Origin of the sequence: Mesorhizobium qingshengii, assembly GCF_900103325.1 — a bacterium.
Classification (GTDB): Bacteria; Pseudomonadota; Alphaproteobacteria; order Rhizobiales; family Rhizobiaceae; genus Mesorhizobium; species Mesorhizobium qingshengii.
In genome coordinates, this window is record NZ_FMXM01000014.1 from 101,216 (window position 1) to 126,952 (window position 25,737).

Below are 25,737 nucleotides of genomic sequence, written 5' to 3' on the forward strand. Positions count from 1 at the left end.
GGCTGCGTTCATCGCGCTTAAATAAGAATTGGCTCGAAAAAATGCCGGCAAACGGGAGAAGGAGCGTCACATGAGCTACAGGGATATCTTGGTGTTCCTCGACGGTTCCGTCGAAAACGCAGCGCGGGTGGATTTCGCCCTTTCGCTGGCAAAAACACACGGCGCGAGGCTGACAGGCGTCGACGTCGATTCCCCAGCCGCTTTTGCCGGCGAGTGGGCTGAACGCGCGAAATCGCTTGAAGACACATTTTTCGCCAGTGCCAACCGTTTTGGCGTCGACGTTCGCTTCAAGGTCGCGGATCGTAACTCGGCGGGATGGAAGCACTACTATACGCCCTATGCGGATCTGGTCGTCGCCACACAGCCCTACCGTGAGGTTTCCGACAAGATCCTGCCCGAGGTGCCGGGGGATTTGTTGACGTCGGCAGGCGTTCCGATGATCCTGCTGCCGCGGGACTGGCGACCGAGACCCGTTGGAGAAGAGATCGCGATTGCCTGGTCACCGAGCGGACAAGCCGCCCGTGCCGTGCATGATGCGATGCCCTTTCTAACCCGGGCGCGGAAAGTAACGGTGTTCGCGTTCGATCCGCCGGCCGACGTAAAGGATACGGATATCGGATTGCTGCGCGACCATCTGCTTGCCCATGGCGTCAAGGCCGAGACCGACCGCTGGACGGACACCGGCGACCTGTCGGCAATCGAGGCGCTGTTCGCTTCGCGCGCCGTGGAGGACGCCGACTTGATCGTGGCCGGCGCCTATAGCCATTCGCGAATCCGTGAGGCCTTGTTCGGCGGAATGACCAAGTCCCTGCTTGAGCAATTCTCGCTGCCGGTGTTCGTCTCGCACTGAACGGGGGATCAGTCGGGCAAATGACTGGCCGGTACCCTGCGCGGCTTGCCTTGGTTCAGGCGCTTGGCGGCAGAATGGCGGCTCATTTGGTGGAGTTTGGCAATGAGCCAGACTAGACGTTTCCTGCTGGCCATGTTCGTCGCCATAGCGGCTGCGGCCGGTGTGGCCTTCCTGTTTTACAAGAACGAGCTTGGTCGCATGCGCGACACCGCCAGCCGAGGCAGTCTGGTCGCCAACCTCGACACAGGCCCGATCGAATACGCCGACAGCGGTGCGGGCATTCCGCTTCTGTCGATCCACGGCGCCGGCGGCGGCTTTGACCAAGGCCTTGCCATTGCAGCCGATCTTGTGGGTGAGGGCTTTCGGGTCATCGCGCCATCGCGCTTCGGCTATCTGCGCACTCCCGTTCCGCCGGACTCCTCTCCAGCCGCGCAGGCCGATGCGCACGCGGCGTTGCTTTCCAAACTGAACGTCCCCAAAGCGGTGGTCGTCGGCATTTCGGCAGGCGCGCGTTCCGCTGTTGAGCTGACACTCCGGCACCCGGACAAGGTCGCCGCTCTCATCCTGATCGTCCCAGCCCTTTATTCGCCCACCAGTCCGATCTCGATCGAAGTGGGCCGCGGCAACAGGTTCGCATTCTGGGCCGTCAACGCTGGCGGCGATTTCGCCTGGTGGGCCGCCGAGAGTGTCGCGCCGTCAGTACTCATTCGCTTCCTCGGCGTTCCACCGGCGCTGGTAGCGGCTGCGCCTCAGGCCGAGCGGGACCGCGTCATGAGCTTCGTCCGGAGCGTTGAGCCCTTGTCGCTGCGCTTCCCTGGAATCAATATCGACAGCGCCCCCGAACTCCATGAAATGCCGTTGGGTCAAATTACCGCGCCGACAATGATCATCTCCGCGCGTGACGACCTGTTCAACACGCTGCCGGCGGCTGAGTTCGCAGCAGGCAAGATCCCTGGTGCCAAGCTGGTCGTCTACGACACTGGCGGACATCTTCTGGTGGGACGGGCGCAGCAGGTCCGCACGGCAGTTCGCATGTTTCTGGCAGGCGCCTCCCGCTGGGCGATGAGCGCCCGCAACAATTGATGGTACGCGGCTTTAGCTGAAGAATTCTATTTTTTGGGGGCAGAGGTCGAGCCGACCAAGCACCGACAGAAATGGTACGTCGTAGCCCACCCTGATCCTCGGAGAAGCATAGAGGTAATGTGATCTGGCATTGTTCCGCGCCACCGTCAGTCCTTCAAGGCTTCCTATGCTTGGTCCTGGATCTATTGTATATCAGCAAGAATAAAATTAGCGATGTAAACACTTTGACTGATGGCGAGGGGAGCGCCGAATTATGGAGATCAACTTCAATGCGCCGCCTGCGGACGACGCCGCAATCGACATGTCGGCCGAATGCCAGAGCCAGCTGCTGCCTCTCGTCCGTGAAATCGTCCAGGCGGCGGTTGCGGCCGGATGGAGCCGGGACGATGTTCTTCTAGCTTTTGTGGAACTCGCCTGGGATCTGTACGAGAAACGTCGCGATGATCTGTAACAGCTAGCCGTGAACCAGATAGCTCCATGCTGCGCCAGGCCACCGATCTCGACGGATAAAAGCCAAATTGCAGACCGGTGGCGGCCAGACGAGCTTTTATATTAGAGTTTTGTAATAATTGGAGAGCGTGTGACCGATTCATGACAGAGTCGGTGACAAAATGCGTAGATGGAGAAGGCCTTTGAGGTCCAAGCGGAAAAAAGTTGCCCGGTAACTTGCTTGGCTGATCACAGTTGATCTTTTATCCCGAACAAAATTTTTTCTTTGCGCACGGAATTTCTTCCATATCCACAGTGTGTGCGTTACGCTGGGTTCGGGTCGGGTTAATGGGGATTTCAAGCAGAGCAGCTGAGGCGAGGCGGATGAGCAATGTGGGCGAGGCTCGGGAAAGCGGCGATTCCCGGGGCGCCGATCGGGCGGTGATAGCCCGAGATGTGTTTGACATAATTCCTGAAAATGCGGGCCCGAGAAGGGCCACCCCGCGGGGGAGCGCCATATACTCTGTCCGCGCCCCTGGATCGCAGAAGTTCCTCGCCAAGGAGCATTCCGTGGGGATTGTGCTGGCGCCCATGCGCAAGTTGAGAGCTTCGCTCGGCAGCGACAGGATCACAGAGTTCGATGCGCCGGTCGGGTGTCTCGTCATCAATCCCGCTGGCGTGGACAGTAGCCTCGCCTGGTCGGCGACCAGGGAAAATGCCGTCGTCTCCATAACTCCCGAAGCGCTGTCGGAATTGGCTGCTCATGAGTTCGACCTCGCCGATCCAGAGCTTAAGCCGCCTGCGTTCGGAACGGTCGACCTCTGGGCTCTCAGCATAGCCCAGAGGATCACCGCCGAGCTGATTGGGAATGCGCCTGCGAATGAGCTTTATCTGGACTCATTGCTAACTGTGTTCGGCATTCATCTGCTGCGCACCTACACCAACCGCAGCAAGCAGGCTGTGTCTCCCAGGGGCGGGCTCTCTTCCGTTGGCGCTCGACGCGTGCGCGAATACCTCAATGAGAATTTTGTGCGGAAAATACTGGTCGCCGAACTCGCGTCGGTCGCAGGGGTTTCACCGAATCATTTCATAACAAGGTTCGCCACGACGTTCGGGATGCCGCCGCATCGCTACCTGATCAATCTGCGCCTGGACTTCGCTGAAAAGCTGCTTGTCGATGGCGAGCTCGCGATCGCCGAAGTCGCCTACCTCGCCGGATTTTCGGACCAAAGTCACTTGGCTGCCACCATGAAGAAGTACAGGGGAAGAACGCCGACCAAGACCGGACGTGCTTCCGCAAAGAACTGAAAGCTCCGGCCTGTGGCAAAGCGGCTGCACTTGTCGCTGAGCGATCGCGGGCCGGAATTTCCTACAAAGATTCCGGAATTTCCCAAAATACGTCCGTCACGAACATGCCCATGCTCGCAGTGAGAAATAGTTCAAAGCGCAGAGAAGCTTTCGAGCAATCCTTTGTCGCTCCGAAGGCTGAAACGGCTTCTGCCGGGCTACCGCGCCCCAGCCGGATCATCGGTGCGGAGGCCGATCATCGATGCCCGCTTTGCGCTTGCGCTGACCTCTTCGGCATACGGGGAGCGAGGGCCGGGCTAAGTTCAGTTCGACCAATCACAGATTGTTTTTTGAGGGAACGGAGGGTGCGGCATCTGGGAAGTATCGGGAGGCCGAGAAATGCGGCGCGATGATGATTCCCGGGAACGGATTTCCGGAACCGATGTGGCGCGACAGCCGGCGCTGAACGTAAAAGGTGGGCTTTCAGTGCGCAGTGCACGCAGAGTACTGGCGTTCCTGAACGAGAACTTTTCGCGCAAGCTGGCGCTTGCCGAGATGGCAGCGGTTTGCGAGCTTTCACCCTACCATTTTGTACGGGCTTTCTCCAAGACGTTCGGGGCGCCGCCACATCAATATGTTCTCGATCTGCGGCTGGACTTTGCCGAAAGACTGCTTCTCGACAAGCGTCTGACGATCGCGGACATCGCTCATTTAAGCGGGTTTTCGAGCCAGAGTCACTTTACCACGGTAATGAAAAGATACCGGCATTTAACGCCATTACAAGTTCGGTCTAGCAAGTTTAAGCGCGAAGATTAAACTGAAGCTAAATTGCGCGATTGCTTAACTAAGCGTGGACGGAATATTATTGAAGGTCCGACTAAAGTAACGGTCCATTAACCTCCACTGGTCTGTGCCAATCTTTTCTCACGAGACAGCAATTTCCTGAAATACCGCAAGCCGGAATCATGTCTTTTTGCCGTGAGTTGGAATTGTCAGACATTTTCGTGCCGGCCAGCGGAGAGGGACCATGACCGACAATCGCATTTCGAGCGGCTCGTTTGTTCAGCGTCGGGCAGTGCATTTCGCCGGACACTGGATCGCGGGGGGCGATCACGGCTCCCGCTCGTTGCGCCGACGCCTGATGGCGGTCCTGCGCATGGCACATCGGGTGCTCGGCATGCGCCGCAAGGAATCTGGGCTCGGCATGCTCGGCATCGGCAGGGTTCTGGCAGCGGCGCTCGGTGCGATCGCACTCGGGTGCACCGCCACGCCGGCACTGGCGCAATATGCTGCCGGCGGCGGCACGGCAAACGGTGTGCGTGGTATCGCGATTGGATCTGGAGCGGTGCAAAACGGAGCCGATTCCATCGCCCAGGGCACCAATGCCAATGCGGGCAACCAGAATGCCGTCGCAATCGGTTTCCAGTCGATCGCATCCCAGATCAACTCCATCTATCTTGGCTCGCGCACCGCCGCCGGGACAGGTGCAACGGCCCAGAGCGCCATCGGCATCGGCACGGATGTCACGGCATCCCAGGCCGACGCCATCGGGATAGGACGTGCATCCGTTGCGTCAGCACAATACTCGGTGGCTCTCGGCCTGAACGCGAAAGCTACAGGCACTGGCGGCGCGATGGCGCTGGGTCAAGGCACAATCTCGAGTGGTGTCAATTCGGTTGCGCTCGGCGTCCAAGCCAGTGCCACAGGAGCCGGCGCCAACGCTTTGGGCACTTTCTCCGTTGCTTCGGGAGGGAACTCCACCGCCCTTGGCACCAGCTCCTTGGCCAGCAACAATTATGCGACAGCCGCAGGCTGGGCCTCCCTAGCCAGCGGCGCCAATTCCACTGCCGTAGGACGTCAGGCCACCGCCAGCGGCATAAACGCCTCCTCCTTCGGGACTGGTTCGAGTGCGGTAGGAGACAATTCTCTTGCTGCCGGCGTTAGCGCCAGCGCCGGCGGAGTCGGCAGTACCGCACTCGGCATCGGCACCTCGGCTGGCGGCGCCAGTTCGGCTGCAGTCGGCTTCCAGGCCCAAGCCGCCGGCACAAATGCCGTCGCTGTTGGTCCCCAGGCAAATGCATCGGCGTCAAATTCGGCAGCGTTCGGCAACGTCGCCACCGCCTCGGGTAATTTCGCCCTGGCCTTGGGCAATTCGGCGGTGTCGAGCGGGGTAGGCTCGGTCGCGGCGGGCTCGGGAGCCCAGGCCACGGACGTCTCCGCCACCGCGCTGGGCAACAACGCCACCGCGACCGCCGCGAGCGCAACCGCGCTGGGACTGGGCGCTACGGCGAGCGGTGTAAACGCCAGCGCGATCGGCAAGTCGGCCAACGCGAGCGCGCAGGACGCCATTGCCTTCGGCACGAGCGCCAAGGCTGATTCCGCCGAGGCGGTCGCGATAGGCACGAATGCGGTGGCGACCGGCGGAAAGGCGGTTTCGATCGGCTCCGGCAACACCGCCTATGGCGACGGGGCGGTCTCCATTGGCGATCCCAGCTATGCCAGCGGCACTGGCGCCTTCACCGGCGGCGCCAACAACATCGCCAACAGCGACGGTACGGCAACCGCCACCGCCGCCAACCAGGCCGCGGGCGCTGTCGCCATCGGCAACAACAACAAGGCCATCGGGCAAGGTTCCGTGGCGCTGGGCAACGGCTCCACAGCGGGCGCTTCCGGTCTTGCGGGCAATGTCGCGCTGGGCGACGGCGCGACGGCGGCGGCGAGTTCCGGCGACGTGGCGCTGGGCTCCGGCTCGGTGACCACGGCGGCGGTCGGCACGGCCAGTGCCGTGATCAACGGCACCACGTATGCTTTCCAGGGCACCTCGCCTACCTCGACGGTCAGCATCGGTGCGCCCGGTGCGGAACGCACGCTCACCAATCTGGCGGCGGGGCGGATCAGCTTGACGTCGACGGATGCGGTCAACGGTTCGCAGCTCTTCGCCACCAACCAGGCGGTCGACGCCATAGGCGCTTCATTGACCAACATCACTGATGGCGGCGGCATCAAGTATTTCCACGCCAATTCGACTCTGCCGGACTCCCAGGCTCTCGGAACGGATTCCGTCGCGGTTGGGCCGAATGCCGTGGCCAACAACGCAGGTGACGTGGCGATCGGCCTGAATTCTACGTCGGGCGCAACCACCGCGGTTGGCGGGGCGACGATCGGCGGCGTGAACTACACCTTCGCCGGCGCCACGCCGGCCGGTGCCTTCTCTGTCGGGTCGGCAGGCGCCGAGCGTCAGATCCAGAATGTCGCGGCCGGGCAGCTGAACGGAGGCTCGACCGACGCGGTCAACGGTTCGCAGCTCTTCGCCACCAACCAGCAGGTGACGCAGAATACCACCGACATAGCCGCCATCGGCGGCAATGTGACCGGTCTCGGCGACACCATCAACAACATCGCCGGCGATACCTCGACCGCCTATACCGATGCCAATGGCGTGGGCATCCGCTATGCCCGCACCAATGAGACGGGACTGGCGCAGACCGATTCCTTCGCTCAAGGGGTAGGCTCCACCGCCGTCGGCTACCAGGCGACCGCGACCGGCGACAGCGCGCTGGCGCTCGGACGCGACAGCGCGGCCAGCATCGATGGCGGCGTGGCGCTCGGTTCGGGGTCGGTTTCCGACCGCGCCCTGGCTCCGGCCACCGGTCAGATCGCGGCCGGTCCGTCCAACTTCATCCAGTACAACACGACCGACAAGACGCTGCTCGGCGCGGTTTCGGTGGGCACGGATACGTCCTACCGGCAGATCACCAATGTCGCCGACGGCACGCAAGCCCAGGATGCGGTCACGCTCCGCCAGCTGCAGGGGGCGATCGCCTCCGTCTCGGTGACGTCGACCAAGTATTTCCATGCCAATTCGGCGGCGGGCGACTCGCTCGCGGTGGGGGCGGAATCGGTCGCGATCGGCCCGACGACTGTCGTCAACGGCGACAATGGCGTGGGCATCGGCAATGGCGCCATCGTCGACCAGACCGCGCCTGGCGGCACGGCCATAGGCCAGAACGCCCATGTCATGCTGGCCGACGGCCTGGCGCTCGGCACCAATTCGCTCGCCTCCGGCATCCAGTCGGTGGCGCTGGGCGCCGGCGCCCAAAGCACCTTCATCAACAGCGTCGCGCTGGGCGCGCAGTCCATCACCACGGTCGGCGCTCAGACCGGCTACACGGCCTTTGCCCTGACCGCCCCGCAGACCTCGGTCGGCGAAGTGTCGATCGGCTCCGCGGGGGCCGAACGCAAGCTCACCAATGTCGCGGCGGGCTCGGCCGATACCGACGCCGTCAACGTCTCCCAGCTTCGCGGCGTGTCGCAAAACGTTGCCAACCTGTTCGGCGGCAGCACCACGGTCAATCCCGACGGGTCGGTCACCGGGCCGACATACACCATCCAGGGCAACAATTATTCGACCGTCTATGACGGCTTCACGGCCGTCGACAATGCGCTGACCAGCATCACCAATGGCGGCGGCATCAAGTATTTCCACGCCAATTCGACACTGGCCGATTCCACCGCCAGCGGCACCGACAGCGTCGCGATCGGACCAGCGAGCGTGGCGAGCGGCACGGACAGTCTCGCCGCCGGCAATGGCGCCACGGCAAGTGCACAAGGTGCCGTGGCGCTCGGCCAGGGGGCCAAGGCCAGCAATGCCAATGATGTGGCGCTCGGTTCCGGCTCGGTGACGCAGACCGCCGTCGGCACGTCGAGCACCGTCATCAACGGCAAGACCTACGCCTATGCCGGGACCACCCCGGTCGGAACCGTCAGCGTCGGCGATGCCGGTGCCGAGAGGACGATCACCAATGTCGCTGCCGGACGCGTTTCCGCCGACAGCACCGACGCGATAAATGGTTCCCAGCTCTTCGCCACGAACACGGCGATCGAGGATCTGAAAGCCGGCGTCGGAAACCTCACCCAGAATGCGGTGGTGTATGACACCAATCCAGATGGCAGCAAGAAGAACAGCATCACGCTGCAGGGCGGAGACGTCAACGCGCCGGTGGTCATCTCGAATGTCGGACCCGGCGTTGCCGGCACCGATGCGGTCAACGTCAACCAGTTGAACCAGGGCATAACCGAGACCAAGAGCTATACGGACAACCGTGTAGCTTACGCCATCGATACGGCCAACACCTATACCGACAAAGTGGCCGTCACGACCTTGCAACAAGCCAACGATTACACAGACCAGAAGCTCAGCCAGCTCAATACGGACATCAGCGGCATACGCGACGAAGCACGGCAGGCTGCGGCAATCGGGCTCGCCGCAGCCTCGCTCCGCTACGATGACCGTCCCGGAAAGTTGAGCGTCGCGGCGGGTGGCGGCTTCTGGCGGGACGCGAGTGCGTTCGCCTTCGGTGCGGGCTACACCAGCGAAGACGGTCGTATCCGCGGCAATGTGTCGGGCACGGCGGCGGGTGGAAACATCGGTGTCGGCGCCGGCCTCAGCTTCACGTTGAACTGAGGCGGGAATGAGCAGGCAAACCAGATATGCCGGCCTTGCCGCACTGACTTGCCTGGCGCTCTGCGGCGGTCTCGTGCCGGCTGTCGGGCAGGTTGCCTCGCCGTACAGGATCAAGCCGTCGGATGTGGCGGTACCTCCCGAGGTGAAACTGGGAGAGTACCAGCGCACCATCCGTCCCTTCGAAAACTGGACACTGATCTGTGACGAGAACCTCAAGGCCCGCAAGAAGGTGTGCAATGTCTCGCAGGTGATCGAGGACGCGTCCGGCAAGATGGCCTTCAGCTGGTCGCTTGCCGCCACTCAGGACGGCAAGCCGTACATGATCCTGCGCACCGCGCCAAACGCCAGGAGCGACGGCCTGGTGTCGCTGAAGTTCGATGGGCGCAACCAGTCGGTCGACGTTCGCCTGAACGGCTGCAACGAAATGGTCTGCGTCGGCATGCTGCCGGTGGGGCCCGTCATGCGCCAGCAGATTTCGCAGAATGCGACGCCGGCGATCTCCTACTCGACCGTCGACGGTCAGACGGTCACCGTGACCGCAACGCTCAAGGGGCTGTCAGAGGCCCTTTCGCCAGTCAAATAACCGGGGCAGCACCATGAGCCAGCAGGACCAGTTCATCTCCTCAAAACGCAGCGGCCCGACCGTCGAGGCGGATCGGCACAGGCTCGTCGAACCCGTGCGGCGGCGGTGGCCGCGCGTCATCGGATTTTCGCTGTTGGGGCTAGTGGTGGCAGGCCTTGGCTTCGCCGCCGGGAACTATGCCGCGATCGCCAATCTGGTCGGTAGCGTGACGGCTGCGCAGGCCGAGACAGCCGCTCCCGCGCTTCCGGACACCCCTTTCCTCCAGCACGTCAAGCAAGCCGGTGTGCAGGCCTGTTCGACTGTCTTTCCGGTGCTCGGACAGATCTTGACGACCGGCACCAAATACAGCGTCAAATCGTTGTGGAACGACCAGGCCGCCGACAAACATGCCGTCCAGGCCTTTGTCGGCATGGACTATGCGACGGAGCGCTATAGCGGGCCGGCCGCCGGCGTCGTTTTCGCATCGCCCACCGCTTCGGGTTGCGAGGGGGCGATGGTGCGGGTGGCGCCATTCGCCAGCCCGTGTGCCGACATCCCGTCCGTTCTTCCGCAGGGCAGCAAGATCACCGACCATCTTGGGCAGGTCGAGGTATACGAGCTCGGCGGGAACGCGGGTGAGGCCCTTCTCCTGCCGACCGGCAACAGCTGTGTGGTGATCTCCGTCGCATCGGCGGCGAAGTGAGGGCGCGGAACTGATGGCGACGACTCCTGCAGAGGATTGCTGACTATGAGATCGGGACCTTTGGCTGCTGTTCTTGGCATAGCCTTGCTCTGGGCCGGGCAAGTCATCTCGGCCGACCTGCCGGAAGGACCGCCGGAGCCGCCCGCTCCGCCGCCCCAGGAGGAAAAAGGCATCTGGGCGGCGATCGCCTATTCCGGTGCCGATACCAAGTACGGCTTCTTCTGGGGCGCCGACAAGCGGCAAGAGGCGTCGGATATCGCCCTCAAGCATTGCGAGAACGCGGGCGGACAAGACTGCACGGTCGTGGCGGTGTTCCGCAATCATCGCCATTGGGACGACGATGACGGCACCGGCTTTCCCTACAAGCACTGTGGTGCCCTGGCCGTGGCCGAGAAGGCCACCGACCGGCTGACACCCTGGGGTGCAAAGTCTGCCGAGACCCGCCGGGAAGCGGAAGACCTCGCTTTGCAGGCCTGCGAGACGGCAGGGGGCAAATGCAAGATCCGCGAGTGGGTGTGCACATAACAGCCTTCGTCACCAGGCAGTTCACAGTGCCCGTTCGACGACGCGCCAAACCCGAGAAAGCCGCAATCATTGCTCGACCTTAGACGCATTTCTTCGGAGGCCGTTTGCGCGGCTGTCATGGTTTGGTGGGTGTCGGCTGCCGCGGCGCAGCAGCAGGCGGCCACGCTTCCGAACGGCGCATCGTCGCTCCAGGAGACCTATCAGGACTGGCGGCTGGCCTGCACCATTGAAGAGAACGCCCGGGTCTGCGCGGTCTCACAGGATCAGGCGCAGCAAAACGGCCAAAGGCTTCTGGCCGTCGAGTTGCGCACGCGTGCCAGTGGTGGCCTGAGCGGAACCCTGTTGCTGCCCTTCGGCATCCTGTTCGAACCCGGCGTGTCAGCGCAGATAGACGACGCGCCGCCAGTGGCTCGACTGCCGTTCCGGACCTGTCTGCCGAATGGATGCGTTGCGTTGTTTCCGATCGATCGGGCCCTGATGCAGAAACTGAAGGCGGGCACGGCATTGAAGCTCAACGTCACGACCGCGGCGGACACCAAACTGAGCTTTCCCGTCTCATTGAAAGGCCTTGGTGCTGCCCTCGATCGCGCCGCGTCGCTGAGCGCTCGCTGAACAGTTGTATCCGACGATGGGGGTACGCGAGCGCTGCTCCCAGCATCGACATTCAACCCCTGGGAACAGCAGTCCTTGAATCTTCGAGCAAGGCGAGCAAGCCCTTCAGAATTTCGATTGGTGGCGGCGGGCAACCTGGGATGTGCAGATCGACCGGCAGCACCTCCGACACTCCCCCCACCACGGCATAGCTGCCAGCGAAACAGCCGCCGTTCCTGGCGCAATCCCCGAGTGCAACCACCCATTTGGGGTTGGGAGTCGCGTCGTATGTTCGCTTCAACGCTTCGCGCATGTTCTTGGTCACCGGTCCTGTGACAAGCAGGATATCGGCATGACGCGGCGAGGCGACAAAACGGATTCCGAAACGCTCGATGTCATAGAATGCATTGTTGAGCGCATGCATCTCGAGTTCGCAGCCATTGCAGGAACCGGCGTCGACAGCCCGAATGGCCAGGCTTCTCCCCAGCCTTTTGCGGGCGGACCCGTCGAGGGCGCGCGCCAATTCCTCGACCGCCGAGTCGCGTGCCAATGGTGGTCGCTCGGTGAGGGCGGGGCGTATCAGGCTTTCGAAGAGGAGCTTGCGCATGACAGCGTGCCTTCAGAGATCGTGCCCGGAATAAGAGCAGTTGAACGATTTGTTGCAGAGCGGAAAGTCGGCGACGATGTTGCCCTCGATGGCGGCTTCAAGAAGCGGCCACTGAAACCATGACGGGTCACGCAGGTGACAGCGCTCGACAAGGCCGCCCTTGCCAATGCGCAGCCAGGCCAGAATGTCGCCGCGGAAACCCTCGACGAGCGCCATGCCTTCATGCGGTCCGTCTGTCGGCGCGAAATCCACACGGATCGGGCCGCCGGGCAGTTTTCCCAGGATTTGTTCAATCAGCGAAAGGCTCTGTTTAACCTCCTGGATGCGAATCCAGACGCGCGCGTTCACGTCGCCTTCCTGGAGGAGGGGGATGTCAAAGGCGAGTTCGTCATAGGGCGGATAGGCCAGACCGCGCCGTGCATCGAAGTCCCGGCCAGAGGCTCGGCCGACATAGCCTCCGGCGCGATACTGTCGGGCGAGCTCTGCCTTGAGCCGGCCGGTTGCGACCGTCCGGTCCTGCAGCGACGCCGTATTGTCGTAGAGGTCGATCAGCTTGGGGAACCGCTGCCTGATCTCGGCGAGCAGGGACCGAACCGCTGTCGTTCCTTCGTCGCTCAGGAAGCCTGTCACGCCTCCAGGCACGATGCAGTCGCGCATCAGACGATGGCCGAAAGCGGCATCGCTTGCTCGCAATACGCGCTCACGCAGCACCCCGCAGTGGGCATGCATGAGCGAGAAGGAGGCGTCGTTGCAGATGGCGCCGATATCGCCCAGATGATTGGCCAGACGTTCCAGTTCGGCCATGAGCGCTCGCAGCCAGACCGCGCGTGGAGGGATCTCGACACCGAGCGCCGCTTCGATCGCGCGGGCGAAGGCGAGGGAGTACGCCACGGTGCTGTCGCCGGAGGTCCTGGCTGCCAGCCTGGCGGCACGATCGATGTCGGATCCCGCCATCAAACCTTCTATGCCCTTGTGCGTGTATCCGAGGCGCTCTTCCAGCCGGACAACCGTTTCGCCGCTCGCCGTGAATCGAAAATGCCCCGGCTCGATGATGCCGGCATGCACAGGCCCGACCGGGATCTGGTGCAGACCTTCCCCCTCGGCAGGCAGGAAATGATAGGGGGATGCCGTCGAAGACGACGACCGCTGGGTTCCCAGCGGATAGCTGACCCCCCACTGGCCATGATCGAGCCACCGTCGTGTATCGGGCGCGCCCTGCGGCAAGAGACCGAACAAGTCGGCGGCCGCACGTTCGAGGCGCAATGCGGGCGGATGTAGCCGGCCGACTGATGGGTAGCGGCCGTCCGGGCATACCAGGCTGACAACGCCGATCTCCCTGGCGTTTTCATCGAGGAGCGCCATGTGGACGACGCCTGGCTCACCCCAGAGACCGAGCAAGCCCCAGTGGCCCTCGACCAGCTGGTCAACGGCAAAGCTCCATATCTTGGGAGCCACCACGGCGCGCGGCCACGGAAAATGGTTGTCGACACGTTGGCCAGCAAGGATGAGGTCGATCAGAGCGGGCATGCTTCTTTCTCCCTTCCTTCATCCCAGAAGGATGGCGACATGCTGGAACCATGCGACCAGTGGTGGCGGCAGATAGATGCCGGCGGCAAACACCAGCGCCAGGTGGGAATACATCGGAATGTAGGACGCCTCGGCGGGCGCGGTGCTGCCGCGCGGTTCGCCGAAAGCGACGCCGGTCAGCCGAAGCAGCAGGGCGCCGAAAGCGAGCAGAATCCCGAATACCAGCGGCACCGCCAGAAAGGGGTGCCTGGCAAATGTCGAACTCACAACCAGGAATTCGCTCATGAAGATGCCGGATGGAGGGAGGCCGGCAATGGCGACGACGCCGATGACGAGCGCCCAGCCAAGCGCCGGATGCGTCTCCGTCAGCCCCCTGATCTCGGTTATGTTCTGTGTTCCCTTGACCTGCGCAATGTGGCCGACCGTGAAGAAGATCGCCGACTTGGTCAGGCTGTGCATCACCATGTGCAGCAGGCCGGCAAAGTTGGCGAGCGGGCCACCCATGCCGAATGCGAACACGATGATGCCCATGTGCTCGATGGAGGAGTACGCGAACAGACGTTTGATGTCGCGGCGGCGGTAGAGCATGAAGGCCGCGAAAACAAGCGACGTCAGCCCCATCGTGATCATCAATGGCCCCGTCGCGATCGCTTCCGGGCTTGCCGCAAGCAACATCTTGAAACGCAGCACGGCATAGAGCGCAACGTTCAACAGCAAGCCCGACAGCACCGCGGAAATCGGCGTCGGGCCCTCCGCGTGCGCGTCGGGCAGCCAGGCATGCAAGGGCGCAAGGCCAACCTTCGTACCGTAGCCGAGCAGCAGGAAGACGAAGGCGACATTCAGCAAGGCCGGGTCGAAATGTGCCGCGTGTGCGATGAGCACTGTCCAGACCATGGCATTCGTGCCCTCGCCAACAACTGGTTGCGCGGCCATGTAGACGAGGATGGTGCCGAACAGTGCAAGCGCGATGCCGACGCTGCCCAGAATGAAATATTTCCAGGCGGCTTCCAGCGCTTCATGCGTGCGATAGATGCCAACCATGAGCACGGTGGTCAGCGTGGCAAGCTCCACCGCCACCCACATCAAGCCGATATTGTTCGACACGAACGCCAGGTTCATGCCGAACATCATGATCTGGTACATAGCATGGTAGAACCGCAGGTTCGACGCGGTCAGCCGTCCGGTATCCAGTTCGTGCGCAATGTAGGAGGCGCTGAAGACGCTGGTCGTGAAGCCGACAAAGGCATTGAGCACGATGAAAACGATGTTGAGGTCGTCGACGAGCAGGTATTGCCCGGGCTGTGGCCGATCCGTCACGAAAAGCGACAGTGCGGCGAGCAGGGTCAGCAAGCTCGCGGCGACATTGAGGCCAGCCGCCAGCCGGTAATTCGGCAGCGCCGCCAGAAGCGCGGCCGCGACGACTGGTATCAGCAAGATGGCGGCCACCGCATCGAGGGAAAACGCGGTCAACGGTGTTCTCCCCTGTAGTCGTCGAGCGCGCCGACATCGACCGAGTCGAACCTCTCGCGGATGCGGAACAGGAAGACTCCGATGACGATGAAGGCGATGAGGATCGAGAAGGCGACACTGATCTCGACGACCAGCGGCATGCCCTTGGCCCCCGTGGCGGCAAGGACCAGGCCGTTCTCGAGCGACATGAATCCCACCACCTGGCTGACGGCATTCCGCCGGGTGACCATCACCAGGAGCCCCAGCAATATGATGGACAGCGCGAAGGCCAGGTCCTCGCGGGCGAGGGGGTCGGCGCCGGAAGTGACCCGCAGCATCAGGACCATGGACAGGGTCACCAGACCAATTCCCGCGAGCATGGTCGGACCGATCCCGACGGCGGTCTCGATATCGCGATGGATGCCGAGCCGTTGAATGATGCGATGAAGCCCGACGGGAATGACGATCGCCTTGAAAATGAGGGCAATCGCCGCCGTGACGTAGAGATGATGCGCGTCCTGGATGTAGGCCTGCCAGGCCACAGACAGGGCGAGCACGATGGCATGAACCGCAAAAACGTTGATCAGCGCAAAGAGACGATCCTGGTACAGCATCATGAAACTGACCAGCACCAGGCCACCGGCGAGCAGATGAGCGATGTCGAAGGTGAGGCCGTTCATCAGAGGCTCCGTGAGACGAACAGCAGGAGCGTGCCGAGCAGGGCCAGCATGAGCGCTGCTCCAAGGAAATCCGGGACGCGGAAGACACGCATCTTGGCGATGGCAGTCTCGAACAAAGCGAGGAGAACGCCGCTCGCGGCAAGTTTGCCGATGTAGAAGACGACAGCCAGAACGTAGGACCAGGGCCCGGCCCCGGCGGTCACGAGCCCCCAGGGAACGAAGACGCAGGAAATCAGCGAGACGTAGAGCAGAAGCTTCAGGAAGGAAGCGAAATCGATCATTGCCAGATGGCGACCGGAATATTCCAGGACCATCGCCTCGTGGATCATGGTCAGCTCCAGATGCGTCGCCGGGTTATCCACCGGCACCCGGGCATTTTCCGCGATCGCCACCATGACGAGAGCGATCAGCGACATTCCGAGCGATACCCGCAGGCCAACCTGCGGCGAGCCCATGAAAGCCGCCACCGTCGACAGTTGCGTCGCTCCGGCAACGAGTGCCAGGCTGAACACGATCAGGAGCATGGCGGGCTCGGCCAGGGAAGCGATCATCACCTCGCGGCTGGCGCCGATGCCGCCAAAGCTCGTGCCGACGTCCATCGCCGCCAGCGCCAGGAAGAAGCGTGCGCTTCCAAGCAGCGCGACGATCGCTATGAGATCGGCGGTCCAACTGAACTTGAGGCCGGTGGCGAATGTCGGGACCAGCGCGGCGGCGACCCAGGTGGCGGCGAAGATCAGATAGGGTATGACGCGAAACAGCCAGGATGCGTTGTCGGCCAGAACGACCTCCTTGCGCATGAGCCGCAAGAGATCGCGATAGGGCTGGATGAGAGGAGGGCCCTGGCGGCGCAACAGTCTTGCCTTCACCTTGCGGATGAAGCCAGTCAGGAGCGGCGCCAGCAAAAGCACCAGCATCATCTGCGCGCCCTGGACCGTCAAATCAAGGATCAGGGCCATAGTGCAAGCACCAGGAGCAAGACAATGAGGAAGAGAAAGACAAGGGTCAGGTAGCGCCTGATCGTCAGGAACTGCAGATGGTTCAGGTGGTCGGTCGCGAAGTCGAGGGCCTTGCCGATGGGCAGATACAGCGTCTCCCAGATCACATCATGGATTTCCAGATTGAAACGAGCCGGACGGGTCTCGCCGGGTGCCGGCATCTCGACCCTTTCGGTCGCACGGAACACGAACGTGCCGAAGACCCGGCGGATAGGCTGTGCGAAGCTGACGCCCGTGTATTGCGAGCCTGGGACGGTATCCGCGAAGCCACAACCCCAGGCGGGACCGCGACGCAGTGCATGCGACGCGAAGCGATGGATGACATAGACCGCGGCGGATGCGGAAATGGCGATGAATACAAACACCAGCAGGCCGTTGTAGGAACTGCGGCTCTCGGCGATAGGCACGATCGAAAGCCAAGGCTGCGCCATCTGCACCGGCATGCGGCTGCCGATGAGCGAAAGCGTCACGGGGGAAAGGCCATCTATGACAAAGCCTGGCAGGATGCCGGCAAGCAGACAGAGTGCGGCAAGGATGAACATTGCCGCCAACGAGTAGCGGTCGGCTTCGTGCGCGTGTTCCACCGCCGAGGTCCGCGGTCGGCCCAGAAACGTAATTCCGAAGGCCTTTACGAAGCAGGCCGCGGCCAGCGCCGCCGATAGCGCCAGCAGGCCGCCGACGGCGGGCACCATCACCTTCAGGCCCCATTGCGGGAGATCCGGGCTCTGCAGGACAGCCTGGAAAGCCAGCCATTCGGAGACGAAGCCGTTGAAGGGCGGAAGCGAGGAGATCGCCACGCAGCCAACGAGGAAGACGAAGCTGGTCTGCGGCATCCGATGGATAAGACCGCCCAGCTTCTCCATGTCCCGTTCGCCGGTTGCCGTGAGCACGGCGCCCGCGCCGAAGAAAAGCAGGCTTTTGAAGAATGAATGGTTGAGAGCGTGGAACAGCGCGGCGGTAAGCGCCAGCGCTGCGGCCGATGGCATGGCGTTCGCCTTGAAGGCGAGCGCGAGACCAAGGCTTACGAAGATGACGCCGATGTTTTCGATGGTGCTATAGGCAAGCAGCCGCTTGAGGTCCTTTTCCATCAACGCGTAAAGGATCCCCAAGACAGCGGTGAGGCCTCCGAAGAAAAGGACGATGATGCTGGACCACCATGTCGGTTCACCGAGCAGGTCGAAGATAACGCGGATGAAGCCATACACGGCGACCTTGGTCATGACGCCGCTCATGAGAGCCGAGACATGGCTTGGCGCGGCCGGGTGAGCGAGTGGAAGCCAAACGTGCAGCGGAACGAGACCAGCCTTGGAGCCGGCGCCCAGCAACATGAGAGCCAGGACGAAAGTGGCGACGAGCGGGGTGGGCCCCGCGGCACGCATCGCTTCGAACGTGTAGTTTCCGCCCGGTCCTGACAACAAGCCGAACGCAAGCAGCAGCGCGAGCGTGCCGAAGCTCGCCATCACGAGATAAATGTAACCCGCCCGTGCATTTTCCCGTTCGCGATGGTGGACGATGACCAGCGCCCAGGAAGAGAGCGACATGAATTCCCAGGAAAGCAGGAAGGTGAAGGCGTCGTCCGCGAGCACGACCAGGTTCATTCCGGCGAGGAAGGCGGGGAAGAACGGCAGCACCCGGTGCGGCGAGGGCTCGTGGCTGCCATAGCCGAGACCGTAGAGGCTGGCCATGGCGCCGCCGAAATTGATGACGACGAGGAAGAAAGTCGAGAGCGCATCCAGGCGGAAATGAGCCCCGATCCAGGGCAGCCCGACCGGCAACACGGCAGTCGACGGCGTCACGGGGTCTTCGAGGATGCGGCCCGCGAGAACCAGGAGCGCGGCGGCCGAAATACCGAGCGTCAAGCCGTAGACGAGGCGTGTTCCCGAGCCCGGCGTGCGGCTCACCGCAATCGCGAGCACCGCTGTCCCCAGGAGCGAAGCAACGCCCCACAGAAGGACTGCGGCGTCTGAAATCACGCCACGCTCCTCGCAGCGAGTTTGGCGCCCGCATCGTCCCCGCCCAGAACCTTGGCGGGGTCGAAATCTGCCTTGAGCCGCACGCCACGTCCACCGATCTGGCTGGAGGCGCCCTCGGCGATCAGTTCGACGCCGGCAAGGTCAAGGGCCCCAATCAACTTCATCAGGGAATCGACGTTGCCCCGGATAATCGACTCGCTGGCTTCCATGCGCTGAATGGTCGGCACCGAAAGGCCGGACAATTCGGCCAGCCTGCGCTGGTCAACGCCAAGGAGCGCCCTCGCGGCACGCAACTGTGGAGCAGTTATCACGGGTTGCATCCCTCATTGTCAACTTTGAGATATTGTCTCTGCCGGTTGCAGCATATATTAAAATGCGGTGCGTTCAACAAATGATGCGTGACACATCTATCCCTGCGCCATGGGAAACCGCGCGACATGAGCCGGGATTGCCTTGGACGCTCCCCGGTGCCAGGCAAGTGCAAGGCGGGCCTGCAATGACGGAGGCCGCGAAACGCCCTGGCAAAAGGCCGTTCGAGAGACGAGTTGAGCGGCGGATTTAGGAATTTGACTGTGGTGACCAGGTCATGATCCGGGTTGCGAAATATCATACCGATTTCGGCAACATCGAGGTTCTGCGGACCAAGGATTCCGGTTCGTTCATTTATCGCCAAGGCGGTTGCTACCAAAGCGAGTGCGACCCGAATGGCATTAGCGTCGTGCCCTATATACACGCGATCTTTGGTCTTCTCGCGCAAGCGGAAGTGTCCGACGTCCTGATGATCGGTTGCGGCGGCGGCAGCCTGGGCACGATGCTGGACAGGGTTGGCGTGCGTGTCACCATCGTCGACATCAACCCAAAGGCCTTCCAGATCGCCCAGCAATATTTTGGGCTGCCTCGGGGCGTTCACTGCTGCACTTCCGACGGGCGGGATTTCTTGCGCGCCGACCGTCATCGCTACGACGCCATCGTTCTCGACGCATATTCCGGGCGGCGCATTCCGGATCATTTGTGCGCCGAGACATTCTTCGGTCTGGCGCAGACACGTCTCAAAAACTCATCCGGCATGCTGATCGGGAATGTTCATGCTCGCCACGACCTTGACACCATGCCGGATCGCGTTGCCGCGAAGCTCAGCAATATCTGGGCGAATGTCAGACTGCTCGATACTCGCGGCGCCTCGGACCGCAACGCACTCGTCATGGCAGGCAAGGTGCGTGATCTCGTCCAGCCGACGTTGCTGGTACCGCCATCGGTTGGCGCTGACGAGATCGCGCATGACCTGAGCCTCCTGGCGTTCAGGCCCTGGCATGTGCCACGCCGAGCAGCGCAAGGCGCAGGGCGGGGCGCCAGTTAGAGGCTGGTCCTATCGTGTGCTTCAGGACCAGCCCAACGAATAGCAGGCGGCGGAACTTCAGTAGGGCGAATGACACTGCCGACGCGGGCCGTTGTAAGGCTGGAAGGTATTATCCGACGCGCGATACGACCTGTAGTGGTTGTAGCACCACTGCACATGGGCGTTGCCCGCATAGACACGGTTGTTCTCGCTGTTGACGATTGCGCTGCCGATCAATGCACCGGCGGTGAAGGCAGCAAGCGGGAACCAAAAGTCGCCGTGCCGGCGATAGCCGCGATGGTACTCGCGGTAGCCGCGGTGACCGTTCCAGTACATGCCGTCGTTGTGTATGACACGGCGATGCACTCGGTTGCCGTGGCGACGTATCCACCGCGGGTCGCCGTTGCGGGCTTCCACAGTCTGAACGTCGCTTGAAGCTGACGGCGCCTGGGGTACGAACATCTGCACGGCATTGGCCGGCAAGGCGGCGGAAACCGCGAACGAAGCCGACAATGCGCCGGCCAGTATGCTCGACATCATCTTGTTCATGATCTTCTCCTGGAAGGGACGGAAGGGACAATTACCCCCTCGGGTGTATGAGAGAGAGCAATGCACCAGCTGTCCTTGATTTCGATCAAGCGAACGGCGGACACAGCGCGCCTATGCCAAGGCACGAGATTGGGGGGAGAGAGCAGGGCGTCGGCAGCCGACATGGCCAGTGCCTATTTCCTGGAGCCGTGATCGCGGAGCTGGGCCTCGGGGCGGACCTTCGGCATTCGCGAGAAGCCGAGATAGCGATCGATGCTCCGTCGGCTTGTCCTGGAGCGTTCATGCGGTCGGCGACAGGCCGGCACTGAAAACACTGAGGAAATTGAAGTTACACCGGAGATGATTGCGGCGGGCGAGAGCGTGCTGTCGTTTGCGGTCTCGCCAGAGGACATCCATATCTATGAGGCGGGAGATTTAGTCAGGTCCATATATGAGGCTATGGCCTTGGCTAGCTCCTCTTGTCTCTCTTCGACTACGGTGAGCGGGAGAAAATCGTCAGGCTCCTCAGATAAATGATGCTGGATTGCGCCCGAAAACGACTCGGCCTTTCGTATCGCGTTTGTGAATGATCGAAGCAATTCCTTCGTGATGGGTCGCGCCGATATCACCGACACTTTGAGCGGCTTGAATGACTGCGGGCGCTTGGTTCGAGTGACATACTGGAACTGCTCAAATCCTGGCCCGCCTCCGTATATGGGATCATGAACGAAGCGGTTGCGATCCTCGCGCATTGGACGGTCCGTCCATTTTACGAGCTGCAAGACATGATCGCGAACTTTAAGTTTTTCATCGATCACGGCGGCACTCTTCAAAATCGCCGCTGCGGTTTTCAGGTCGATTTCATTTCGGATGGCGTGTTCGGCGGTCCCGTTTCGGATATCGAGTACCGTAAACAGGAGCATGAAAAGGGCATCTTCATAATGTCCCCATGCCGCATTCATCTCGCCAAAGGCATGTAGAATGCCATCGATTTCTGATAGGTTGTCTGGCATGGCTGATACCGAAAAAGGAGACCGACGAAAAGAAATTCAACGATACGCTACAGCGGATGCTCAAGACGCCGCCGAAGCCTCATTCGGGCACCGGAGACAGCAAGACGAGGACACCCCAAAAAGACGAAGCCGCAAGCTTGCGCAAGTCAAAAGAGCGCGGATAGCAATCGACTTGTAGTTATGTCATTGTCGTCCCTCACTTCATCGAGCGAGGGGAACCGATGTTGCGGGCCGCATTGATTTTTCTTGCAACAACATCGGCAGCGTTTCCATCTGTGGCAGGGAACTTGGAAAATTGGATTACGGTGCCGCCAAATCAGAGCGGTATCGCCGTCTATGTCCAAAATCCGTCTGAAAAACTCTCAATTTCCGCCACCGATGCCAATGGCAATTCTCTTGATAAGTTTGAATGGAATGCGCCAGGGTTTCCCCTCGTAAGGCAATACAGGGTGCCGCCTGGAGAGTACCAAGTGACGCTTGAGGGTCAGCCCGGCGCATTGGTGGACGCCAAGGCTGGGCAGATTTCATATATCGAGGTTTCACCAGATGCGGCAGCGTCCGGTTTTCGCGCCATTCTAAAATCTGACAATTTCGACGCCTATAAATCGGGCTTCGTCGATGCGCTTGGGGCGATAAGTGACAAGCTCGGATACGAGAGTATCAAACCTCTCATATTTGCGCCGGCTGGAAACAAGATCTACATACGGATGGCGGGACCGGGAGTTAAGCCGCCCCCAAACTGATGGCAAATGCGATGCGCGAACCGTCTAAAATCAATTTTGATGCTCTCAGGAACGCGATTTACCACACTGCGCGCCGCAACTATTACGATTTCCTCAACCGGTTTATGAGCTTGCTAGTTGTCGCAGCGGGTGCTGGCGCCGTCGCGGATTTTGAGAGGTTCTTTGCGTCCCCAGCGCTTCTGGCCTTTGTGGCTACTATGGCGGGACTATTTCAGTTGGTGTTCGACTTCGGAGGGAAGGCGCGCACACATGAGTTTTTGCAACGGCGTTTCTATGAACTGACGGCCGAAATCGCACAGGCCGAAAAACCTACCCCATCAAAGATCAGAGACTGGGAGGCGGCTCTCAAGCGCCTCTACGCTGAGGAACCGCCACCGATGCGCGCAATGGACGCAATAGCCTATAACGCTGCAGCTGAAAGCCTTGGCAGCGACAAGGCAAAGCGTATCTACGTGACCTCTTGGCAAAGCTTCAATCGTTATTGGTGGGAGTTCAACGGCGCGGATTTCCCTTATGTCTCTGACGTAAAAGCAAAAGGCGCTTCGCCTTCTGCTTAGGCGAGACGGGCTTCCCCAATCCGCCGATAGGCAAGGCGCTTGCCTTCGATCATGGCAAGCAACTGGTCGTGGCATTCGGTGTCTGTCACCTTAAGCGCCGTGCGGCGGTTGTAGCGGAAATCGAACTCGGCAAGGTAGCGGTGCAAATGAGCCTCGCCGCAATGCTGATGGCTAAGCTGGATGTTCCTATATCGGCTTTCGACACCGATATCCTTCGCAGTGCCTTCATGAAGTCGGTCATCGAGAATGGTATACTTGAGGATCAATGCGATTACGCGGCCCAAATGATCCGTGACTTCACGGGCAAAATGATGGTCGATCTCGACGTCGTGGACTGGATCGTGCGAACTAGCCAGTCCGGCTTATCGGGTCTATACTCGGGCCATGAAGCCACCAGTGCCAGCCGACACCGCGAATGACAACGGCAAGCCTGAAGATCATCTCACAGCCGCGACCATCGCCCTGCACAAGGCCATGAAGGGGCTGGAAGCGCCGGCCAAGGTGATAGAGGCTGCCTTGGCTGTTGCGCATCCTTTGGCGGGCGCTACCCCAGCCGTAGGGGAATGGCGCTGCAGCAGCTTTCTTCTATAGATCGCAAATGGGGATAAGAGAGCACCCGTTACAGGGAAGTATCGTGACGGTGGATTACTCAAAGGGCGGCTTTGTTCCATCCAGCGCCAGAATGAAAGCCAGGATGAATGGCCGAGCACCGGCCGGCTGCAGGTAGCGTATGACGGACGCGTGATTGAGGTGCGGAGCTATCCTTGTCCGCTGGACCGCGGCCGCACATCTTCGCGCTCCCCTGTCTTGGCCGCCGGCTTTACCCGCGCCGGACCCACGGGACCGCCTTTCGTATCCGCGAGCGGCTCCTTTCTGGTGGTGCCGTCTGCGATGGTGATCACGCTGTCGTAGAAGCTCTTGCCGGTGGAGGATATCGGTGGTGTCGCATCATGCATGATGCTGATCACCGTCGCGCTCGGACAAGCATCCTTGATCGCCTGGTGGAAGGCAACCGTGGCGTCTGGGTCGAGGGCGCTCGTCGACTCATCCAGAAACAGCAGGCCCGGCCGGAGCAGGAGTATCCGTGCGAGAATGATCTTCTGCTTCTGACCGCCGGAAAGAAGCTGGTCCCAGCTATGCCCGTTGCGACCCTCCTGGTCGAGGTCGCTAGCGAACTCGGCAAGGCCCGCCTTGGTCAGCGCGACGGCGACGTCGACATCCGAATGGGCTTCAACAAGATCAGGCATGCAAATCAGTTCCTTGAGGGATACGGGGGGTAGGTTCACATCCTGGGCGGCATACAGACTTCGCACGCCCTCGGGCAGAATTGTCGTGCCGCGACCATGCGGCCAGAGGCCATTGATGGCCTTGAACAGAGACGACTTGCCGCTGCCCGACTCTCCGACGAGCAAGGTCCATTCTCCTGGCTTGAAGTGGTGCTTGCCGGTCCTGACAAAGGGCACATCATCGCCCTCATGCATCAGTTCCAGATCATTGAGGGTCAGGCCAAGCTTGGGGTCCTGCGTGCTGTAGCGCAGTTCGGAAAGGCCGGTTCGCGCATAGAACTCGCGCGGCCGCTGCACATCCTCGATCGCCCTTGCAAGCTCGGTCAGGCGACCTGAATTCGCCTTGAGCGTCGATATGTCCGGCATGACGTGGATGAACCAGGAACAATCGATTATCAGGGCGTTCGCCAGTTCGGCCCCCGTGATGTAGACTTGCAGGCTGATCTCGTTGTCGACATAGGGCAACAGGCCCGGCGCGTAGGCAACAATCCGAGAGCCCAGGAAATTATAGAAGAGCTCAAATGCCATATATCCGGAAACCAGCTTGTTGAGCCTCGCCCAGGTACGATCAATGTCGAGGTAGCGGCGTTTGTGGATGCCCTTCTGCGCAATCTCGCCCGAGGCGGCGGCGGTATAGAAGCTGTTGTGGAGAAGCGTGTTCAGCGCGCCGCGGTAACTGCCCTCGGCCCTCTGCATGGTGTTGTCCAGCACCTGCAACACACCTCCCAGCTTCGTCGCGACGAAGGTGGCAATCGGGACGTAGGCAATGACGGCAACAAGCGTCAGGAAGGCGCTGCCATAGCCGCCGAAGAAGGGCAGCCCGTCAATCGGAGCGGACGTTTCGACGATCTTGCGGCCAACAAAGACAAGTGACAGCAGCACCCCTGCGATACCCATGGCGACGCCAATGGCACCGCCGGCCATTCCCTTGATCGATTCCTGGACACGCTGATCAATATTGTCGGGAACCGAGATCTTGGGCGGTATGGCATGGGTGGCGCCATGTTGGATGTGATAGTGCGTATGGTTGCTGTCGAGCAGGGCATCGTTGAACCGCTGATCAAGCCACGCACGCCACCTGCGGTGCAGCGTCGTCGAGAAATAGTGGCGGACGGCGATGAAACCAACATCCTTGAGCACCACAATCGCGGCAAGCGTCGCGGCGCTTTCCAAGATAGTCCTCAGCGTCGCGGGATTTTCAGGACGGTGAAGAAGAGCGATCGCGCTGACGAGCTGGCCCGACACTTCTGCAAACCAGACACTGGCCAGGGCCGACAAGGCTGTAAGTATGATGATGACCGATGTCAGCCCCCATGCCTCCAGCCATTTCTTCGATCGCCAGTAAGCGGCCATCAAGCCGGAGAAGCTGCGCATCGAGGAAACGGGAGTTGCCGGCTTCTGCTCCACCGAGCGACGGCTCAACCAGCGCAACGCGACCTCCCGCCGTTGATGAGCGGGTGTCTACGCACGCAACGCTCCTTGCATTTGAAACAGGCTCTTCCCCCCGACAGGATGAGGGGCACCAAAGAGGAAGATTCTGTACAAGGCA

The 25,737-nt window shown here is 61.4% G+C and carries 25 protein-coding genes and 1 pseudogene; 15 read left to right on the forward strand and 11 right to left on the reverse strand.

Translation table 11 applies throughout. From position 1 onward, the window contains the following. Positions 1–70: 70 nt before the first annotated feature. The 10 genes from BLS48_RS21770 (at position 71) to BLS48_RS21815 (ending at position 11,515) form a co-directional block, all read left to right on the forward strand. Entirely contained in the window at positions 71–850 is a 780-nt protein-coding gene (locus tag BLS48_RS21770) for a universal stress protein (RefSeq protein WP_091581905.1), read from the forward strand. Positions 851–952: 102 nt separating this feature from the next. Then, positions 953–1,933 carry an alpha/beta fold hydrolase gene (locus tag BLS48_RS21775; RefSeq protein WP_091581908.1) on the forward strand — a complete coding sequence of 327 codons (981 nt, stop codon included), beginning with the start codon at positions 953–955 and terminating at the stop codon, positions 1,931–1,933. Positions 1,934–2,183: 250 nt separating this feature from the next. After that, positions 2,184–2,384, forward strand: coding sequence for a hypothetical protein (locus tag BLS48_RS21780; RefSeq protein ID WP_167365190.1), 201 nt, complete (start codon positions 2,184–2,186; stop codon positions 2,382–2,384). Positions 2,385–2,932: 548 nt separating this feature from the next. After that, positions 2,933–3,670: a helix-turn-helix transcriptional regulator gene (locus BLS48_RS21785; RefSeq protein ID WP_244529751.1), complete on the forward strand. Its 738-nt coding sequence runs from the start codon at positions 2,933–2,935 to the stop codon at positions 3,668–3,670. Positions 3,671–4,048: 378 nt separating this feature from the next. After that, complete coding sequence (locus tag BLS48_RS21790; RefSeq protein WP_091581915.1) at positions 4,049–4,465, forward strand: helix-turn-helix domain-containing protein; 417 nt, start codon at positions 4,049–4,051, stop codon at positions 4,463–4,465. A 211-nt stretch (positions 4,466–4,676) separates the two neighbouring features. Continuing rightward, positions 4,677–9,113 carry a YadA-like family protein gene (locus tag BLS48_RS21795; RefSeq protein ID WP_091581919.1) on the forward strand — a complete coding sequence of 1,479 codons (4,437 nt, stop codon included), beginning with the start codon at positions 4,677–4,679 and terminating at the stop codon, positions 9,111–9,113. A 7-nt stretch (positions 9,114–9,120) separates the two neighbouring features. After that, a complete protein-coding gene (locus tag BLS48_RS21800) occupies positions 9,121–9,696 on the forward strand; it encodes an invasion associated locus B family protein (RefSeq protein ID WP_091581921.1) in 576 nt (191 codons plus the stop codon). Positions 9,697–9,709: 13 nt separating this feature from the next. Then, positions 9,710–10,378 carry a hypothetical protein gene (locus BLS48_RS21805; protein WP_091581923.1) on the forward strand — a complete coding sequence of 223 codons (669 nt, stop codon included), beginning with the start codon at positions 9,710–9,712 and terminating at the stop codon, positions 10,376–10,378. Positions 10,379–10,423: 45 nt separating this feature from the next. Continuing rightward, entirely contained in the window at positions 10,424–10,903 is a 480-nt protein-coding gene (locus BLS48_RS21810) for a DUF4189 domain-containing protein (RefSeq protein ID WP_091581926.1), read from the forward strand. A gap of 117 nt (positions 10,904–11,020) precedes the next feature. After that, complete coding sequence (locus BLS48_RS21815; RefSeq protein ID WP_091581928.1) at positions 11,021–11,515, forward strand: invasion associated locus B family protein; 495 nt, start codon at positions 11,021–11,023, stop codon at positions 11,513–11,515. A gap of 52 nt (positions 11,516–11,567) precedes the next feature. Here the strand turns inward: BLS48_RS21815 and BLS48_RS21820 are convergent, their stop codons facing one another. Genes BLS48_RS21820 through BLS48_RS21850 form a run of 7 tightly spaced genes read right to left on the reverse strand, consistent with a single transcriptional unit; the run spans position 11,568 to position 19,036 of the window. After that, positions 11,568–12,101 carry an NADH-quinone oxidoreductase subunit B family protein gene (locus BLS48_RS21820; RefSeq protein WP_091581931.1) on the reverse strand — a complete coding sequence of 178 codons (534 nt, stop codon included), beginning with the start codon at positions 12,099–12,101 and terminating at the stop codon, positions 11,568–11,570. Between the two features lie 12 nt (positions 12,102–12,113). Continuing rightward, positions 12,114–13,628, reverse strand: a complete 1,515-nt coding sequence (locus tag BLS48_RS21825; RefSeq protein WP_091581934.1) for a hydrogenase large subunit — start codon at positions 13,626–13,628, stop codon at positions 12,114–12,116. 18 nt (positions 13,629–13,646) lie between these two features. Then, complete coding sequence (locus BLS48_RS21830) at positions 13,647–15,098, reverse strand: hydrogenase 4 subunit F (protein WP_091581937.1); 1,452 nt, start codon at positions 15,096–15,098, stop codon at positions 13,647–13,649. After that, positions 15,095–15,757, reverse strand: coding sequence for a hydrogenase-4 component E (locus BLS48_RS21835; protein ID WP_091581941.1), 663 nt, complete (start codon positions 15,755–15,757; stop codon positions 15,095–15,097). The genes BLS48_RS21830 and BLS48_RS21835 overlap by 4 nt, the downstream gene beginning before the upstream one ends. Further along, positions 15,757–16,713: a respiratory chain complex I subunit 1 family protein gene (locus BLS48_RS21840; protein ID WP_091581943.1), complete on the reverse strand. Its 957-nt coding sequence runs from the start codon at positions 16,711–16,713 to the stop codon at positions 15,757–15,759. The genes BLS48_RS21835 and BLS48_RS21840 overlap by 1 nt, the downstream gene beginning before the upstream one ends. Beyond that, a complete protein-coding gene (gene hyfB, locus BLS48_RS21845; RefSeq protein WP_425284728.1) occupies positions 16,704–18,725 on the reverse strand; it encodes a hydrogenase 4 subunit B in 2,022 nt (673 codons plus the stop codon). Before hyfB ends, BLS48_RS21840 begins: the two co-directional genes overlap by 10 nt. Then, positions 18,722–19,036: a helix-turn-helix domain-containing protein gene (locus BLS48_RS21850; protein ID WP_167365184.1), complete on the reverse strand. Its 315-nt coding sequence runs from the start codon at positions 19,034–19,036 to the stop codon at positions 18,722–18,724. The genes hyfB and BLS48_RS21850 overlap by 4 nt, the downstream gene beginning before the upstream one ends. A gap of 275 nt (positions 19,037–19,311) precedes the next feature. On the opposite strand from BLS48_RS21850, the gene BLS48_RS21855 reads away from it, so the two are divergent. Next, the gene (locus BLS48_RS21855) at positions 19,312–20,082 is read left to right on the forward strand and encodes a spermidine synthase (RefSeq protein WP_091581950.1); all 771 of its coding nucleotides are present in this window, start codon (positions 19,312–19,314) and stop codon (positions 20,080–20,082) included. A 57-nt stretch (positions 20,083–20,139) separates the two neighbouring features. Here BLS48_RS21855 and BLS48_RS21860 read toward each other — a convergent pair whose 3' ends face one another. Next, the gene (locus BLS48_RS21860) at positions 20,140–20,610 is read right to left on the reverse strand and encodes a BA14K family protein (RefSeq protein WP_091581953.1); all 471 of its coding nucleotides are present in this window, start codon (positions 20,608–20,610) and stop codon (positions 20,140–20,142) included. A 398-nt stretch (positions 20,611–21,008) separates the two neighbouring features. After that, entirely contained in the window at positions 21,009–21,602 is a 594-nt protein-coding gene (locus BLS48_RS21865; RefSeq protein WP_091581955.1) for a hypothetical protein, read from the reverse strand. A 221-nt stretch (positions 21,603–21,823) separates the two neighbouring features. Here BLS48_RS21865 and BLS48_RS35055 point away from each other — a divergent pair, with 221 nt between their 5' ends. After that, complete coding sequence (locus BLS48_RS35055) at positions 21,824–22,345, forward strand: hypothetical protein (RefSeq protein WP_143019459.1); 522 nt, start codon at positions 21,824–21,826, stop codon at positions 22,343–22,345. Positions 22,346–22,356: 11 nt separating this feature from the next. Continuing rightward, a complete protein-coding gene (locus BLS48_RS21875; protein WP_143019460.1) occupies positions 22,357–22,902 on the forward strand; it encodes a hypothetical protein in 546 nt (181 codons plus the stop codon). Here the strand turns inward: BLS48_RS21875 and BLS48_RS21880 are convergent. After that, a pseudogene (locus BLS48_RS21880) lies at positions 22,899–23,072 on the reverse strand (IS1595 family transposase); the annotation flags it as partial. The gene BLS48_RS21875 and the pseudogene BLS48_RS21880 sit on opposite strands and share 4 nt — an antisense overlap. Between BLS48_RS21880 and BLS48_RS35730 the strand changes: the two are divergent. Together BLS48_RS35730 and BLS48_RS35060 are read left to right on the forward strand one after the other, a co-directional pair. Then, positions 23,049–23,321 carry a hypothetical protein gene (locus BLS48_RS35730; RefSeq protein ID WP_167365179.1) on the forward strand — a complete coding sequence of 91 codons (273 nt, stop codon included), beginning with the start codon at positions 23,049–23,051 and terminating at the stop codon, positions 23,319–23,321. The pseudogene BLS48_RS21880 and the gene BLS48_RS35730 overlap by 24 nt on opposite strands. After that, positions 23,299–23,493 (forward strand): hypothetical protein, encoded by a 195-nt coding sequence (locus BLS48_RS35060; RefSeq protein WP_143019461.1) that lies wholly within the window; start codon positions 23,299–23,301, stop codon positions 23,491–23,493. The genes BLS48_RS35730 and BLS48_RS35060 overlap by 23 nt, the downstream gene beginning before the upstream one ends. Before the next feature lie 167 nt (positions 23,494–23,660). Here the strand turns inward: BLS48_RS35060 and BLS48_RS21885 are convergent, their stop codons facing one another. After that, positions 23,661–25,619: an ABC transporter ATP-binding protein/permease gene (locus BLS48_RS21885; protein ID WP_280142538.1), complete on the reverse strand. Its 1,959-nt coding sequence runs from the start codon at positions 25,617–25,619 to the stop codon at positions 23,661–23,663. Positions 25,620–25,737: the final 118 nt, after the last annotated feature.